This is a genomic window from Bacillus sp. iso_77 (genome assembly GCF_056173625.1).
In genome coordinates this window covers 236,361-252,337 of sequence record NZ_CM149683.1, presented here as the reverse complement: position 1 = coordinate 252,337, position 15,977 = coordinate 236,361, and the positions used below count along the sequence as shown (strand labels likewise).

Genomic DNA, 15,977 nt, shown 5'->3' with positions numbered 1-15,977 from the left:
CCCTTTCTTAAACTAAGTGTAAAAATGATTGTCCTGGTGTCACTTGTTTTTCTTCTGTCTCAATGATATCGCTAAATTCACCGGAATTGGTAATAATCACAGGTGTTGTGACAGAAAGACCTGCTGCTTGAATGGCCTCAATATCAAACTCCGCAAGCAGTTCACCTTCTGTAATGGTTTGGCCCTGCTCAACCTTCGGCGTAAAATGACGGCCCCCAAGTTGTACAGTATCCAGTCCAATATGAATGAGTACTTCTGCTCCGCTTTCAGAGGTGAGACCGTATGCATGTCCTGTTGGGAATACCGTTGTCACGACTCCAGTTACTGGTGCAAACAACTTGCCTTCTGATGGAATAATGGCTGCGCCCTTACCTAATGCGCCAGATGAGAAGGCTTTATCTTGCACCTCTTCTAGCTTGATGACTTCGCCAGATAAAGGACTTTTCACATGAGCTGCTTTGACACCATGTTCATTTTCAGATGCTGGTGCAGAACTAGCTGCAGGAGCATCTTCTTCATCCACAGGGTCTTTGAATCCAATCAAATAGGTTAAGACGATTGAAAGGACAAATGAAACGGAAATTCCGATTAAGAATCCTGTAAATCCTTGACCATAGAAGATCGGAAGTGTCAGTAAACTCGGAAGACCTGACGCGATCGCAATACTTTGTGAATAACCGATAATGGCACCACCGACACCGGCAGAGATAACCGCTGCAATAAATGGTTTTTTCAAACGAAGTGTGACGCCGTATACAGCAGGTTCTGTAATTCCAAATACAGCAGAAACCGCTGTCGATCCAGCTAATGATTTCAGCTTTTTGTTCTTTGTTTTCAGCATAACACCGATTGAAGCACCGGCTTGTGAAAATACAGCTGGCGCAGTGGCCGGCTTAATATGATCTTTTCCATGAACCGCAATATTATTTAAAATGACTGGCACAAGCCCCCAATGGATACCGAAGATGACAAGAACCTGCCATGCCATCGCAATTAAAGCACCGGCAAGTGTAGGGCTAAAGGAGAATACTTTCAGCAGGACGGCTGCAATTCCGTTCCCTGCATACACACCAAATGGTCCAAATACGATCAGTGTCAGTGGAACGACCGTGACCAGTAAAATCAGTGGTGTAATAAAGTTTTTCACACTTTCATGAATGACTTTGTTAAAGAAACGTTCGATATATCCCATCACAAACACTGCCAAAATAATCGGGATAACCGTTGATGTATAAGACATTAAGACAACCGGAATGCCGAAGAACGACACATCTCCGCCGCCTTTTGTGAGCTCTTGAATAGTCGGGTAGATCAGTGCACCTGCAATCGTCACAGCGACAAATGGATTCGCTTTAAACTTCCTAGCAGAAGTGAATGCGAGCAGCAGCGGCAGGAAGTAGAACAAGCTGTCTGATGCGGCAAATAAAATTTGATACGACGTATCTTCAGGAGATAACCATTTTGCATTGATACAGATGCCTAGAAGTCCTTTTAAAATACCGGCACCCGCCATGACACCTAGAAGCGGTGTGAAAATTCCAGAAACAATGTCGACGAATTTTCCGAAAAGACTTGTACTTTCTTCACTTGATCTTGCAGATGAAGAAGTGGAATCCTCTAATAGATTCGTAAACTCCCCAATCTCTCGATATACCTCTGGTACGGTGTTGCCAATGACCACCTGAAACTGGCCGCCGCTTTCCATGACAGTCACCACACCATTTAATTTTTCAATGGCCACTTTATCTGCTTTTGATCTGTCATTTAATGTGAAGCGAAGTCTTGTGGCACAGTGAACCAATGAATGAACATTTTTCTCTGTCCCGATATGTTTGATAATGTCTTCTGCTAATTGACGATGACTCATACAAAAACCCCCTTTTTTTCAAAAAAATACGTTTTTAGGCAAAATAAAAACCTAAACGGGCACCAAAAATAGTCGCAACTTGCTATTGCGCTTTTTCAGTGAACGTTTAGGTTTTGCCTGCCGAACAGTCACAATCCTCTAAGACGATCATTGTGAAACCGTATTCTTTTATGTTTATGAGCAAATAGTACCACTCACTTTTTATGATGTCAACGCTTTCTTTTAAAATTCTATCTTTATTTTTCTCGTTTGATGAGTCGATTCAAATGAATCGATAGATAGAGCATCTCCTCTGATGTTAGATCGCGATGATATGTTTGATACACATATTCCGCGATTTTCTTTGCGCATTCGTACGCCTTCGGATATTTCACTTTAATCAGCTGATATAAATCTTGATCTTCACTGACGAGTAACGTTTCGTTGATGAGACGCTGTACGAAAAAGCGTAAATGTGTGAGAAAACGATAAAAGTTGAGCGAGTCTTCATCAAATTCCATGTTCAAGTGATATTTCACAATGGTCAGTATGGCATTCACTTCTTTTGTGATATTGACCGTTGTATTCATGTCTTCATTGAGCTCTGCATTAATGATATGCATGGCAATAAAGCCCGCTTCATCTTCAGGCAGTTCAATATGAAGACGATCTTCAATCATCTCAAGGCATTCCTTCGCCACGAGAAACTCATCTTTGTATAAACGTTTAATCTCCCAAATCAGCGAATTCTCAATCAAGTGGTTTTTCTTTAATCGTTCAATGGCGTAATGAATATGGTCTGCCAGCGATACATGCAGACTTTCGTTTAATCTTCGGTTCAGCTTTGTATGTGCGTATTGGATCATTTCCTCGGTCACCTTGACGACATCATATGGAACCTCTTGAAGCAGCATTTTCATCCGCTCATGTACGGAATGATCTTCTAGGCGGAACACTTTATCAATTAACGCCTCGTCCACCGGGTCGCCGGGACGTCTTTGAAAAGCGATGCCTCTGCCCATGACGACGATTTCTTTTCCTTGTTCATCTATCACACTAATGACATTATTGTTTAGAACCTTTTGAATCTGCATCTCCAAACACCTCCGTCTATAACCAGCCATCTACACTCAAAATATGCTCTCATCTTAACACAACTGTCAAATCACTTGGCATTTTTATCTGACTTTTGAAATAGATTTAACGATATTTTCACTTCTTTCTTGCTGGTCTGATCCTCCCTCGGCCTGCATACAATACCCCGAGGAGGTGACCTTCGATGAAGGCTTTTTTCTGGTCAGCATCTTTTTTATTCATGTTCATTCTGACTCTCTTTATTCTAGGTATTGTTTTTTGGCTTAGTGGACAAGGCTTAGATCAGCTATGGAGATATGCGCTTATCTGTCTTGTGACAGCCACCGTTCTACACGGCGTTACCACTTGGCTAAAGCAGCATGTCATGCATCATCTATCCAAATAAAAAGGCTGCCCGCAGTATTCAGGCAGCCCTTCCGTTATTCCTTAGATGAGGCGGCTTCTTTCTGAGAAGCACGCAGTTCATCATTAATTTTTTTCGCATCTTCTAAAAACTCTGTTTCAAATCCACTTTTGAGTGCCCACATATAAAATAACAACGCCACAACTGCAATGAGCGCCATATCCCAACCATAATGAATGACGTTATACCCGCCAAATTTATCACTGCCGAGACAAGAAATCGTCATCATCACAAGCAAATACACAACCATCCAAGCACCTGCTTTAAAGTGACGGCCAAAGCCCTTCCACTTCGCTTTTGCTTGATAGTAAAAATAGATTGGCAGACCGATGAGAATAATGAACAGCACCTGACCCGTCAGTGGCCATCTCGCCCAGTACAGTGTCAATGATGCAAAGACAAAACCAAGCGGAGCAATGATGCTGAGTCCTTTAATTCGCAGTGGACGATATAAATCTGTGCCCGTCTTTCTCAGCGTCATCACTGTCACAGGTCCTGTCAAATAGGAAATCAGGGTCGCCACAGAGATAATTTCAGCGAGAACCCCCCATCCTCTAAACAAAAACAGAAAGATAAACGATACGCCTAAGTTAAAAAACATCGCTGGACGAGGCACACCATAAATTGGGTGCAGACGACCAAGTACACTCGGCATGTACTTGTTTTTTTCCATCCCATAAATCATACGAGACGTCGTCGCCGTATACGTAATCCCTGTTCCAGAAGGAGAAACGAACGCATCTGCATATAAAATAAGGACAAGCCAGTTGATCCCTAGCGCAATGGCAAGGTCAGCAAATGGCGAGTTGAAATTCAAATGCCCCCAGCCATTCACAATCATTGATGGATCGACAGCGCCAATAAAAGCGATTTGCAGCAGCACATAAATGACCGTTGCAATCAAAATCGATCCAACAATGGCGATTGGAATCGAACGCCCTGGATTTTTCGCTTCTCCTGCCATATTAATCGGGCTTTGGAAGCCATTAAAAGCAAACACAATCCCTGATGTTGCGACAGCTGTCAGCACACTCGCCCAGCCGTTCGGCGCAATACTTGTTCCAGAAGTAAAATTCTCACTATGAAAACCTACGAATAAGAGCGCACCAATTGTTAATCCTGGAATGACGATTTTAAAAACCGTAATGAATGTATTCGCCTTTGAAAACAACCCAACTGTCCAATAATTGAGCAGAAAATAAATCACCAGCAGCACACTTGCCACCATGAGCCCCTCGGTCGTCAAAACCCCTTTTGTGACCAAATGGCTTGTCCACTTTGCCCACTCCCAAGGCCATGAGCTCATGTATTGAACGGAGGCCACTGCCTCAACAGGAATCACTGAGACAATGGCGATCCAGTTTGCCCAAGCGGCGATAAATCCAATAAAAGAGCCATGTGAATATTGCGTATATTTGACCATTCCGCCTGCCTCTGGAAACATCGACCCGAGTTCACTATAAGACAATGCGATAAATAAAATAACAACCATCCCGATCAACCATGACAAAATAGCAGCAGGGCCGGCGATTTGAGCAGCCCGCCACGCACCAAAGAGCCATCCTGAACCAATGATTGAGCCAAGACCTACCATCATTAAAGCGAAAGTTCCCATCCTACGATGCAAATGATTCATGTTCATAACACCTTTCGATTAAAATACAGAGCATGTGTCGAGCAAGCGCCTTTCTTTTATAGCAGCTCACCTTTCATTCCATTGGCAAATACTTTCTGATCTGAACTTTTATCTTTGTTCATTTTTTTGCCTGTTATATTATCTCTCAATTCTCCATTTTCTGAAATAGTCGAACATGCTTATTTCAAAAGAAAGCGCTTTTTCAACTGTTCAATCTATTAGACTGATTAACTACCTTTACCCTTATTTTGAAAAAAACAAAACAAAAAAGAAAGAGGAAATGACTTCCTCTTCCCTCTGAACACGTATCATTCAAAGAAAAAAGGATAAAAGGGAAACCCTCTTATCCTTGTGAGATTGCTTGTTCTTTTTCAATGACAGCTAGTCTTTCTTGAACTTCTTCTTCAGACAAATTATGTTGTTTCACATAAAGGTTACGTTCGCTTGTGCGGCATTCATGGCTGCAGCTGCGCATATATTTATGCTCGCTTTCTTCTGTTGCAATCATTTTGCGGTTACACGCAGGGTTCGCACAGTTCACATAACGCTCGCAAGGTTCGCCAGTGAAGAAATCTTTTCCTACCACGACGTGCTCTGTTTGATTGACTGGAACCGTTAGGCGGTTATCAAACACATAACATTGACCGTCCCATAGCTTTCCTTGAACTTCTGGGTCTTTTCCGTACGTGACAATTCCACCGTCAAGCTGGGATACATCTTCAAAGCCTTCACGCTTTAACCATCCTGAGAATTTCTCACAGCGTACGCCGCCTGTGCAATACGTCAGAATTTTTTTCCCTTCAAGAATCTCTTTGTTGTCACGAATCCACTCAGGTAATTCACGGAATGTCTCAATGTCAGGGCGCACAGCACCTCTGAAGTGACCGACATCAAACTCATAATCATTACGTGCATCAATCACGACCGTATCAGGTGATTGCATTTGCTCGTAAAATTCAACTGGGCTGAGATGTTTCCCCGTTAATTCTAGCGGATTCACATCATCTTCAAGACTTAAATTCACCAATTCATTTCGGTGGCGGACGTGCATTTTCTTAAACGCATGACCATCTACTTCGTCAATTTTAATTGGCATGGACGCAAAGCGTGGATCTTCTTTCAATGCTTGCATGTACTTGTCCGTCTGCTCAATGGTACCAGAAACGGTTCCGTTTATGCCTTCAGATGAAACAAGAATACGACCTAACAAACCAAGTTCCTTACAGAATGCTAGATGCTCTGCTGTAAACGTTTCTGGATCCTCAATGGGGACATATTGATAGTAAAGTAATACACGATATTGTTTTTCCATATATATAAACACCTCTTAAATTTAATCAAAACATACCATTTTATATCATACAGGAAATACATACCTTAAGGCAATGTCAGTAGTTCAATTCCATAAAACGGAAGGGTCTATGGTCTCATATTGTTCGATTATTTGACAGAACTTTCTGTAAAATGAGATGATTTAAGAACTATTTGATTTCGTAAAGGAGCATAAGTCAATGATCCAGCCAGAAGAGATCGTCAGAAGCGGTCCTAACCAGTTTATTTCTCAAAAGGGGATTTATCATGAAATCGAGTCACTTGTTACTCCCTTTCAGTCACCAGCTATAGTGACAGGATATGACTCATATCAAGCCTTTTCACAGTACACAAAGCTTCCATCCGAGTGGCCTGTTGTTCAGCATAAAGGTTACAGTTCACCAAATGCGATCACACGAATTGCGGAAGAACTCAAGAGTTCAGACGTGATCATCGGAATCGGTGGCGGCACGATTTTAGATACAGCGAAGTCTGTTGCCGACGCTCTCCAAATTGAAGTGATCATGGTGCCGACGATTCCTGGGACATGTGCGGCTTCTACACCGCTCAGCGTCATTTATGATGACAAGGGAAATTTTATGAGGGTCGACTATCATAAGCGGTCCAGCTATCTCACGTTAATTGATCATACTTTTTTGCTTTCATCTCCTCTTTCCTATCTCCAAAGCGGAATTGGGGATACGCTGGCAAAATGGTATGAAGCGGAAGCCATTATTCGTAACACAAAAAGCACCTTGCCGCTCATGGTACATGCTGCATTAAAGCAGGCAGTGTACGTTCGTGACATTCTTCTGACTCATAGTGAAGAAGCCGTTAGCAGTTTAAAAACAGGTCAGCTTTCTCAAGCCTTTGCAGATGTAACAGATACGATTATTACGTTAGCCGGAACAGTCGGCGGCTATGGAGGACGTTATGGCAGAATGGCAGGAGCCCATGCCGTTCATAATGGATTAACATTTATTGATGAAACACATCATGTGTTACATGGACAAAAAGTGGCCTATGGCATTCTCGTTCAGCTTGCCGCAGAAAACCGTATGACGGAAGTAGAAGAATTACTTGAGCTCTATCAAACACTCGGATTACCTAGAACGATGCGTGAGCTTGGCATCACAGCTCAGCTAGAGGAAGCAGCACATACAGTGGCAAACCATGCTGCACGTACAGATGAAACCTTTTGTTTGATTGGAGACTATACGAAAGAGCAAATTGTCGACGCCATTCAAATCATTGAGACCTATCAGCCTCAAAAAACGGTCTGAACTTACCGGCAAATAAAAAAGCACAGGCATCCCGCCCGTGCTTTTCTTATATTAAAAATCGAAGTTATCTGGGTCTGGACCCGTGCGCTCATCTTCATTGAGCTGATCAATGACACTCATTTCATGGGCGGACAACTCGAAATCAAATACGTTTGTGTTTTCGATGATTCGGCTCTTCGTCACAGATTTCGGAATGGTGATAATGCCATGCTGCAAGTCCCAGCGAAGAATGACTTGCGCCACTGACTTCTCATGTTTTTTCGCAATATCTTGAAGCACCGGATGGTTAAGAAGTTTCCCGCTGCCTAATGGCGACCATGCTTCTACATGAATGCCTTTTGCCTTGCAGTAGTCACGTAAAGGCTCCTGCGTCAGCTTCGGATGCAGCTCAATTTGATTGACCATTGGTACCACTTCTGCCTCTTCTAATAAATCTTCTAAATGGTGCTGATGGAAGTTACACACGCCAATGGCTTTCACGCGGCCGTCCTTATACAGCTTCTCTAGCGCTTTCCACGTTTCTTTATATTTGCCTTCAACCGGCCAATGGATTAAATAAAGATCTAATACATCCAAACCAAGTTTATTCATACTTGTTTCAAAAGCTTCAAGCGTTGACTCATATCCTTGATCACTATTCCACACTTTTGTCGTAATGAACAGATCATCGCGAGAGATGCCTGATTGCTGAATGGCTTTGCCAACACCTTCTTCATTTTGATAGGCCGCTGCTGTATCTATACTGCGATAGCCCGCTTCTAGTGCGTCTTTGACTGCATTTACAGCCTCATCCCCATCTTTTACTTGCCATACACCAAAGCCAAGCTTCGGCATTTTCACTCCGTTTGCTAATGTGACTGTATCTGTTAATCCACTCATCAAACAAACCTCCGCTTCATTTTTGCTTACCATGCACTATACCCGAATGTGCGAAAGATCATGCATGAAAATAGACCATGCAAGGGCTACTATGATCTAATTTCATTTTTCACATACTAACAACACAAAATTTTGATGTAAATATATTTGTTTTTTAATTAAATAGATTTCTACTTATCCCTACACAAACAGCGAGGTCCAATCATCCTCCTCAGAGAATACTTGAATCCCATGCTGTTTCAGCAAGGCAGACGTCACACCGTCCCCAGCCTTTGTCTTCCCGTTAAACTCTCCCCGATAGATCATCCGGCTTCCGCAAGAAGGGCTGTACTCTTTTAACACGACGGATGTTGCGCCAAGAGTCTGAACCTGCTTAAGCGTGTCTTGTGCACCATTTACATACATCTCTGTCACATCTGTTCCATGAACATCAACAACAGCAGCCTGCCCCCGTAAGACATCATGACCATCTCCACCAATAATTTCAGCGGGAGGTCTTGGTGTAGAGAAACCGCCAAGCAGCTCAGGGCAAACTGTTACCGCCTTTCCTTCCTGCACAAGCTCCTCGATACGTTGATCTAATCGATGGCTGCCATTATAACGGACCTTTAATCCCGCAAGACAAGCGCTGACAACGATCATGTATGTTCCTCATTTCTATGTATTGAACGTTTTTTGCTGACTTTAAAATAAATCCATAAAGGCAAACAGAGTATCGTGTACATCAAAAAGGGGAGAGCACAATACAAAACAGCCGCCCACATGGACCCTTCAACTCCTGTGATCCCAAAAAAATAAACAAATAATAGCAAGCTGACAAACAATCCGACGAACGGCATGATAAATACATATTTTTTGAAATTTTCCATCATCTCTTCCACCAACACGGTTCCCTCCCTCAATCATTATCACGAATAACGTCAATATATGTTAATTTTACCATAAAAAAACCGAAAGCAACTAGTTTATAGAAAGCTTTCGGTCCGTTATTTATATCTTTTCCTTCCAAGCCTTTAAGAAGCGCTCAATAACCTGTAGCTCGTCTTCATTAAATTCATGGAGGAATTCTAAATAGGAGGAGACTGCCTGTTCATGAAGCTCATCATGCAGTGCCGCAAGCTGTGTGCCTTCCTCTGTCAGTGAATAATAGACGGATTTCTTGTCACCTTGCCGGTGGCAATAGTCGACCATGCCTTTTTCGATGAGCTTTTTCACAGCCTTTGTAATGGCTGGTTTTGATAGTTTTAGTTGTTGTGAAAGAAATGTATTATTGGATTCATTAGGGTTTGCTTGAATCATAGATAAAATATGAAGCTGTGTAAGTGTCCAATCTTGCTTGAGTGTATCAGTCGTGGTAATCAGTGGATCTGTTGGATCGTTCCGTTTCTTTTCCCTATGCATAATCAAATCTTGAATCGCTTTTAAGACAATCTGCTCGTTTGTTTCCATCTGAACCTCCACTCTTAACTGGTTAATAAAATGGTACTAATAATCAATAAAGGAGTCAAAAGAAATGTGGGGATGAGGAAAAGAATGGGTCATCAGACCTGATAAATAAGAGAACTTTTTTACTAGATTACAAGAGACCGCACAATTTCCTTTTCTTTGCTATTATTTATGATAGGTAACCCTCAATCAAAAAAAGAAGGTGAGAGAATGAAAACAGAGCAGCAAATGGCCATTCGCCAGTTAGAAGAAAAAATAAATTTGTTTTCTTCTGTTGTAAACGGATCGTTCCTATCAACGGAAGATTTCGTTCTATCAAACACGCATATATCAACTGACACGTTCAATTTGTTATTACCCATTTCAGCGCACATACAAGATCAACAAAAAGTGGAAGCTGCCATCGAACAAATGCAGCAACAGCAACTAACATTCAGCACATGGATCACTCAAAGCCTGCTCCACCCCGATTGGTCGAATATCATGCAGAAATATGGGCTTCAAGAAGTGGAACGCAATACCATCATGATGCTTGAACATACAAACGACATCGATCAAAGGACCTCTCAATCGCTTACGATCAAGGAAGTGACTGACGATCAAACCTTTCTCGATTATCAACATTTATTTATCGAACTTTTCGAAGGATCACCTGAGGCAATCTCTTTAAACAGCTATTTCCAGCGCTTTTCGATTGAACGATTACACCCGAGTACCCGCATGTTCGTTGGATATGAACACAACAAACCGGTCACAACGGGCTTATTGATTGAAACAGCAGACAGCTACGGTATTTATGATGTCATCACAAAGGCAGAACACCGCGGAAGAGGACTTGGCAGTGACATGTTTCATTACCTTCTGACCCAGACAGATAACAAACAAAAGTGTGTGATGTTACAAGCCTCAAATGACGGCAAACATATCTATCAGCGTGCCGGATTTCAACCAATTGGAGAAATGGTTATTTTTGAATAGTCGATGACATTTTTCCTGACGTATCAAGGGCAAAGAAAGGCATCCTGTCTCTTCTTTGCTTCCAACATCTCACCACAAAAATGAATGTACATTCATTCACTCCTTTGGTACATTTAAAAAAAGGAGCTGAAAAAACAGATGGTTCGACCAGGCGATCAATTTCAAACAAGCAAAACCTATACGCATGAAGATGTGATTCAATTTGGTGACATGACAGGTGATCTCGGCAAACATCATACCGAGCTAGATGATCAAGGCAGGCTCATGGTACACGGCTTTCTCACAGCAAGTCTAGCCACGAAGCTTGGCGGTCAGTTTCATTTTATCGGTCAAGAGATGACATGTACCTTCATACGCCCTGTTTATACAGGTGACACCATTACCTGTCAGATGGCCGTCACCAAGGTAGAACCCCTTGAAAAATACCATCGTGTCCACCTTTTTTCCCGTTATATCAATCAGCATGGAGAAGAAGTCATTACTGGTAAAAGTGAAGGTGTGGTTTTAAAAAAATAAAAAGCTGCCTATGATGAGGCAGCTAACTAACACGAAAACGTTCTTATTCTCTTCTATTCAGCGTGATGCCCTCGATCCATATAAAGCGGCGGTCTCTTTAATGAAATCACTGCACAGCTAAAGGCAATCAGCACGAAAATAGCGCCGAATTTAGCCAAGTCAACGGATGAACCAGTCATTGTAAACATGACGCCGCCCACTGCTGATCCAATGGAAATCCCAATTTGCAAAGCGGATGTATTCAAACTCTGCTGAATATCAGACGTCACAGGGTCTGTTTGAATCAAATAGCTCTGCAAAGCCGGTGTCAGTGCCCAGCTAAGAGCACCCCATAGGACAACCATCACCATAAAGAGCATAAACACTCCCGCTGTATAAGGAAGGATAAACATCACAATGGCAAACGCGATTGTCACCAGCAAAATGGCTTTCCCTGAACCAAGCTTGTCACTAAGCCAGCCGCCAAATCCATTCCCACCAATCGACGCAAGCCCGAAGACCAAATAACAAATACTAATCCAAAACGGAGTCATATGCAGAACTTCCATCAGAAATGGCGTGAAATAAGAATACAGCATATAATGACCAGCAAGCATGAACAAACTAATCAAATGTGCACTGAAAATTTTCGGATGCCCTAAAGAACGAATTTGTTCTTTAAGCGGTGTGACTTTTTCAACAGGCATTTTCTCCAATAGAAAATAAATGAGTACCATCGATATCGCTGACAGAATACTGATTCCTAAAAACATCACTCTCCAGCCAAAGCTCTCTGTAATAAAAATACCGATCGGTACACCGAGAACAAGTGATGAGCTAATCCCAATAAAAATCAGACCTAATGCTTTCGCTCGATGCGCCGGTTCCACCAGCTTGGCGGTAATCGTCAATGATAACACCACAACAAGCGCTGTACTCATGGCAATCAAGACCCTTGAGATCATGACAAGGGCAAAGGTAGAACTAAAATATGTGAATACATTGCCTAATGTAAAGACCAATAATGCGATTAAATAAAGACGCTTTCGTTCGATTTTGGCTGTGACGGTCAGTAGCACCGGTGCTGAAATAGCATACACAATCGCAAATACCGTGATCAGCTGCCCAGCTGTCGCAAGAGACACATTGAGATCCTCTGCTAAACTTGGCAAAATGCCCCCGACCACAAGCTCAACTAATCCAACCGCAAAAGTAGAAACAGCTAATAAATAAACTCTCCAGTTCATGTCTAACATCCCTTCTCTATATCATGGCTTTCACTTTTGATACAGGGTGCAGACAAACAAAAAAACCCTGATTACAAAAAAGGAAAGCGCGCTTTTGTAATCAGGATTTATCGGATCCTGGTAGAAACCCTCAAACCATATTATTGAGGTTATACAAGTCTATTTTTTTCTTCAAATATATTAGCATAGCCTTCCATAACGTGCAAGCTGCAAAAATAGAAAATGTTTGCCAATGGCTCTTCGACATAAACGACCTCAGAAAGGCATGAAATGAACTTGCGGACCAACTTGCTTTCTCCCCCATTTACAGGTAAACTGATGAAAAATCAACGAACAAGAATCAACGTAGATCTGGAATAGTAGCTTGAATCGATCTTTACCAGAGAGGGAACGGTGCTGAGAAGTTCCTACTGACATCTTCAAGTGAACCTGCCGATTTAGTTCTGTTTCATACAGCGGTTCATACCGTTATCATGATCGAGTGTAAAGCTGTGCTTTAAATTAGGGTGGTACCACCAGGAATGGTCCCTAACTTAAAGCACAGCTTTTTTGTTTTTTTAAAAGGAGGAAAAAGACCATGTCAAAGAAACAATTTGTTGAGAAAATTACAAGCATGGAAGACGACTTTGCCCAGTGGTATACAGATGTTGTCACAAAGGCGCGTCTCGTCGATTATTCAAGCGTTAGAGGCAGTATGATTATTCAGCCATACGGTTTTAAAATTTGGGAGAATATTCGCGACGAACTTGATCGTCAAATCAAAGAAACGGGTCACGAGAATGTCTATATGCCGCTCTTTATCCCAGAAAGCCTTCTCCAGCAAGAAAAGGATCATATCGAAGGCTTTGCTCCTGAAGTGGCGTGGGTGACACATGGCGGTGATTCGGAATTACAAGAAAGACTCTGCGTCAGACCAACCTCTGAAGTGCTGTTCGCCGAGCATTATAAAAACATCATTCACTCCTATCGTGATTTACCGAAGCTATATAACCAATGGGCCAATGTCGTCCGCTGGGAAAAGACAACACGTCCATTCCTTAGAACCCTTGAATTCCTCTGGCAGGAAGGGCACACTTGTCACGAGACTGAGCAAGAAGCGATTGAAGAAACAGAAAAAATGCTCCATGTCTATGCGTCTATTTGTGAAGAGCTTCTAGCGATCCCTGTCATTAAAGGAAGAAAAACAGAGAAAGAAAAATTCGCTGGCGCTCGCTTCACCTATACGGTTGAAAGCTTGATGCATGACGGAAAAGCCCTGCAAACCGCCACTTCTCACTTCTTCGGCAACGGATTTGCCAAGGCGTTTGGCATTGAATTTTTAAATCGAGAAGGAAAATTAGAGCATGTCCAACAAACATCATGGGGCTTCACCACAAGAATCATTGGCGCTATGATCATGGTGCATGGCGATGACAGAGGGCTTGTCCTGCCGCCAAACATTGCGCCAACCCAAGTACGTGTTGTGCCAATTGCTTCCCATAAAGAAGGTGTCCTCGATCATGCCTATGAATTAAAGGATCGACTCGCCCGCATCGCACGTGCTGACATCGATGCAAGTGATAAACAGCCTGGCTGGAAATTCAACGAATGCGAAATGCAGGGCATCCCATTACGCGTAGAAGTAGGACCAAAGGATATGGAAAAAGGCCAAGTGATGCTCGCAAGACGAGACACAGGTGAAAAGCAAGCCGTCACGTTAGATGCACTTGAACAAACCATCACGTCCACGCTTGAAGACATTCAACAGACGATGTACGAAAAAGCAAAAGAACGATTACATGAAAAAACATCAAACGCCCACACAATCGAAGACATCGAGCAGCTTCTTGCCGAAGAAAACAGGTTGATCAAAGCCATGTGGTGCGGTGATGAAGACTGCGAAAACGACATCAAAGAGAGAACAGGGGCGACATCACGCTGTATCCCGTTTGAACAAGAATCCGTTTCTGACACATGTGTCTGCTGCGGGAAACCTGCTTCTGATATGGTGTTCTGGGCAAAAGCCTACTAATCATGCTTCAAATTGTTGACAAGGGCTAAAATGAACTTTATTTTAGCCCTTTGTCTTCTTTTCAGCGTGACGGAAAGCCTTTGGACTCTAGGAAGGACGAGCACTTGCGCGGAGCGAAATTAAAAATCATGAGCGCCAGCATGCAAGGCTGACAAAGAATGCAAGGGTTTGTCTATACGCTGAAGCATCTTATACGATGCTTCTTTTTTGTTAAAAAGAGCCAAATGTCCATTGACCTCCTTCACACAATCCCCTATAATTCATATTAATATAATCGGTTTTTAAGACTTTAACTGGAGTGGTGATCTATGAAGCGCTGGCTCTCAATTTTTAACGAACGCTGTCCAAAATGTAAAACAGCATTAGATGTCTCGAAGTCCAATGCCTTGCAAGGCAAAGTCGTGAAAACATGCCCCAATCTTCATTATCAAAAAGAGTACCACCCTGCACTTGAAACGTATATCGAGCACGATGACATGAAATAAAAAAGACCAACACATGGAAAAGAGCCCTTGCTCTCAGTTGTTGGTCTTTTTCTTATAATAAATCCACCCAGATTTTGATCGCTGTGGCTGTAATCATCACGGCAAGCGCCCATTGCAAATAAACGGCATTGATTTTCTGGCCAACTTTCGCCCCAATCGGCGCGGCCATCAAACTGGCTACCATTAAGACAAGCGCAGGCAAGAACATGACTTGACCAGTCAGCACTTTCCCAGCCGATGCGCCGATCGCAGAGAGAAACGTAATCGCCAGAGACGAGGCAATCGTCATCCGCACAGGGATTTTGAGAATCGATAGCATCACCGGCACTAAAATAAAGGCACCGCCTGCACCTAATACACCCGATACACTTCCGATCACAAAGGCAATACCAGCCGCCATTCCTTTATGAAAGGTCACCTCTCCATCTGCTTCTGCCCGCTGACCTTTTTTCGGAACAAGCATTAAAATAACAGCGACAATGGCAAGCAGACCATAGACTACATTGATGCCTTTCTCTGGAAGGAAATGTGATAAATAGCTGCCTAATAAACTCCCTGCCAATATACTGCTCCCCATATATAAAATCAATGGTCGATGTAAAAATCCGCTTTTTCGATACGCCAGCACACCGCCGAGTGTCGAAAATAGTACTTGAATGGCACCAATCCCTGAAACCTCGTGAGCCGATAATGCCATCACTCCGACTAGAGGCGGGATATAAAGCAGCATGGGATAGTTGATCACCGATCCTCCTATTCCGACCATTCCTGATAAGAAGGAACCAATAAATCCGATGATAAATAAAGTAATGAAAAATGCAAAATCCACGCTGGTCTCCTCCTTTGCAAAAGGAAAAGGGGC

At 42.6% G+C, this 15,977-nt stretch carries 15 protein-coding genes and 1 riboswitch; of the genes, 6 read left to right on the top strand and 9 right to left on the bottom strand.

The genetic code is table 11. The features are described 5' to 3' along the window. Positions 1-7: 7 nt before the first annotated feature. Together AC0VYC_RS01400 and licT are read right to left on the bottom strand one after the other, a co-directional pair. On the bottom strand, positions 8-1,867 hold the full coding sequence (locus AC0VYC_RS01400) for a beta-glucoside-specific PTS transporter subunit IIABC (protein ID WP_427243951.1): 1,860 nt from the start codon (positions 1,865-1,867) through the stop codon (positions 8-10). Positions 1,868-2,103: 236 nt separating this feature from the next. Then, on the bottom strand, positions 2,104-2,940 hold the full coding sequence (licT, locus tag AC0VYC_RS01395; protein ID WP_008343858.1) for a BglG family transcription antiterminator LicT: 837 nt from the start codon (positions 2,938-2,940) through the stop codon (positions 2,104-2,106). Between the two features lie 185 nt (positions 2,941-3,125). On the opposite strand from licT, the gene AC0VYC_RS01390 reads away from it, so the two are divergent. Then, positions 3,126-3,326 carry a hypothetical protein gene (locus tag AC0VYC_RS01390; RefSeq protein WP_035390601.1) on the top strand — a complete coding sequence of 67 codons (201 nt, stop codon included), beginning with the start codon at positions 3,126-3,128 and terminating at the stop codon, positions 3,324-3,326. Positions 3,327-3,360: 34 nt separating this feature from the next. Here the strand turns inward: AC0VYC_RS01390 and AC0VYC_RS01385 are convergent, their stop codons facing one another. Both AC0VYC_RS01385 and trhO read right to left on the bottom strand, forming a co-directional pair. Beyond that, complete coding sequence (locus tag AC0VYC_RS01385) at positions 3,361-4,980, bottom strand: APC family permease (RefSeq protein WP_024719047.1); 1,620 nt, start codon at positions 4,978-4,980, stop codon at positions 3,361-3,363. A gap of 343 nt (positions 4,981-5,323) precedes the next feature. Beyond that, entirely contained in the window at positions 5,324-6,292 is a 969-nt protein-coding gene (gene trhO, locus AC0VYC_RS01380) for an oxygen-dependent tRNA uridine(34) hydroxylase TrhO (RefSeq protein WP_427243950.1), read from the bottom strand. Positions 6,293-6,491: 199 nt separating this feature from the next. On the opposite strand from trhO, the gene AC0VYC_RS01375 reads away from it, so the two are divergent. Then, positions 6,492-7,574, top strand: a complete 1,083-nt coding sequence (locus AC0VYC_RS01375; RefSeq protein WP_327872072.1) for an iron-containing alcohol dehydrogenase family protein — start codon at positions 6,492-6,494, stop codon at positions 7,572-7,574. Positions 7,575-7,625: 51 nt separating this feature from the next. Here the strand turns inward: AC0VYC_RS01375 and AC0VYC_RS01370 are convergent, their stop codons facing one another. The 3 genes from AC0VYC_RS01370 to AC0VYC_RS01360 all read right to left on the bottom strand — a co-directional run bounded on the left by AC0VYC_RS01370 (position 7,626) and on the right by AC0VYC_RS01360 (position 9,902). Beyond that, complete coding sequence (locus tag AC0VYC_RS01370) at positions 7,626-8,453, bottom strand: aldo/keto reductase (RefSeq protein ID WP_008343867.1); 828 nt, start codon at positions 8,451-8,453, stop codon at positions 7,626-7,628. Positions 8,454-8,633: 180 nt separating this feature from the next. After that, on the bottom strand, positions 8,634-9,095 hold the full coding sequence (locus AC0VYC_RS01365) for a 2-thiouracil desulfurase family protein (RefSeq protein ID WP_041091698.1): 462 nt from the start codon (positions 9,093-9,095) through the stop codon (positions 8,634-8,636). 348 nt (positions 9,096-9,443) lie between these two features. Continuing rightward, entirely contained in the window at positions 9,444-9,902 is a 459-nt protein-coding gene (locus tag AC0VYC_RS01360) for a MarR family transcriptional regulator (protein WP_024719151.1), read from the bottom strand. A 207-nt stretch (positions 9,903-10,109) separates the two neighbouring features. Between AC0VYC_RS01360 and AC0VYC_RS01355 the strand changes: the two genes are divergently transcribed. Together AC0VYC_RS01355 and AC0VYC_RS01350 are read left to right on the top strand one after the other, a co-directional pair. Beyond that, positions 10,110-10,877 carry a GNAT family N-acetyltransferase gene (locus tag AC0VYC_RS01355; RefSeq protein WP_216895592.1) on the top strand — a complete coding sequence of 256 codons (768 nt, stop codon included), beginning with the start codon at positions 10,110-10,112 and terminating at the stop codon, positions 10,875-10,877. A gap of 138 nt (positions 10,878-11,015) precedes the next feature. After that, a complete protein-coding gene (locus tag AC0VYC_RS01350; protein WP_039169314.1) occupies positions 11,016-11,393 on the top strand; it encodes a hotdog domain-containing protein in 378 nt (125 codons plus the stop codon). Between the two features lie 53 nt (positions 11,394-11,446). On the opposite strand, the gene AC0VYC_RS01345 is transcribed toward AC0VYC_RS01350, so the two are convergent. Continuing rightward, positions 11,447-12,619 carry an MFS transporter gene (locus AC0VYC_RS01345; RefSeq protein ID WP_045034654.1) on the bottom strand — a complete coding sequence of 391 codons (1,173 nt, stop codon included), beginning with the start codon at positions 12,617-12,619 and terminating at the stop codon, positions 11,447-11,449. Between the two features lie 77 nt (positions 12,620-12,696). Then, a riboswitch (purine riboswitch) is annotated at positions 12,697-12,796 on the bottom strand. 400 nt (positions 12,797-13,196) lie between these two features. Between AC0VYC_RS01345 and proS the strand changes: the two genes are divergently transcribed. Together proS and AC0VYC_RS01335 are read left to right on the top strand one after the other, a co-directional pair. After that, on the top strand, positions 13,197-14,630 hold the full coding sequence (proS, locus tag AC0VYC_RS01340) for a proline--tRNA ligase (RefSeq protein WP_041091701.1): 1,434 nt from the start codon (positions 13,197-13,199) through the stop codon (positions 14,628-14,630). A 308-nt stretch (positions 14,631-14,938) separates the two neighbouring features. Beyond that, entirely contained in the window at positions 14,939-15,115 is a 177-nt protein-coding gene (locus tag AC0VYC_RS01335; RefSeq protein WP_017358723.1) for a hypothetical protein, read from the top strand. Positions 15,116-15,167: 52 nt separating this feature from the next. Here AC0VYC_RS01335 and AC0VYC_RS01330 read toward each other — a convergent pair whose 3' ends face one another. Beyond that, the gene (locus AC0VYC_RS01330; RefSeq protein WP_475389218.1) at positions 15,168-15,944 is read right to left on the bottom strand and encodes a sulfite exporter TauE/SafE family protein; all 777 of its coding nucleotides are present in this window, start codon (positions 15,942-15,944) and stop codon (positions 15,168-15,170) included. Positions 15,945-15,977: the final 33 nt, after the last annotated feature.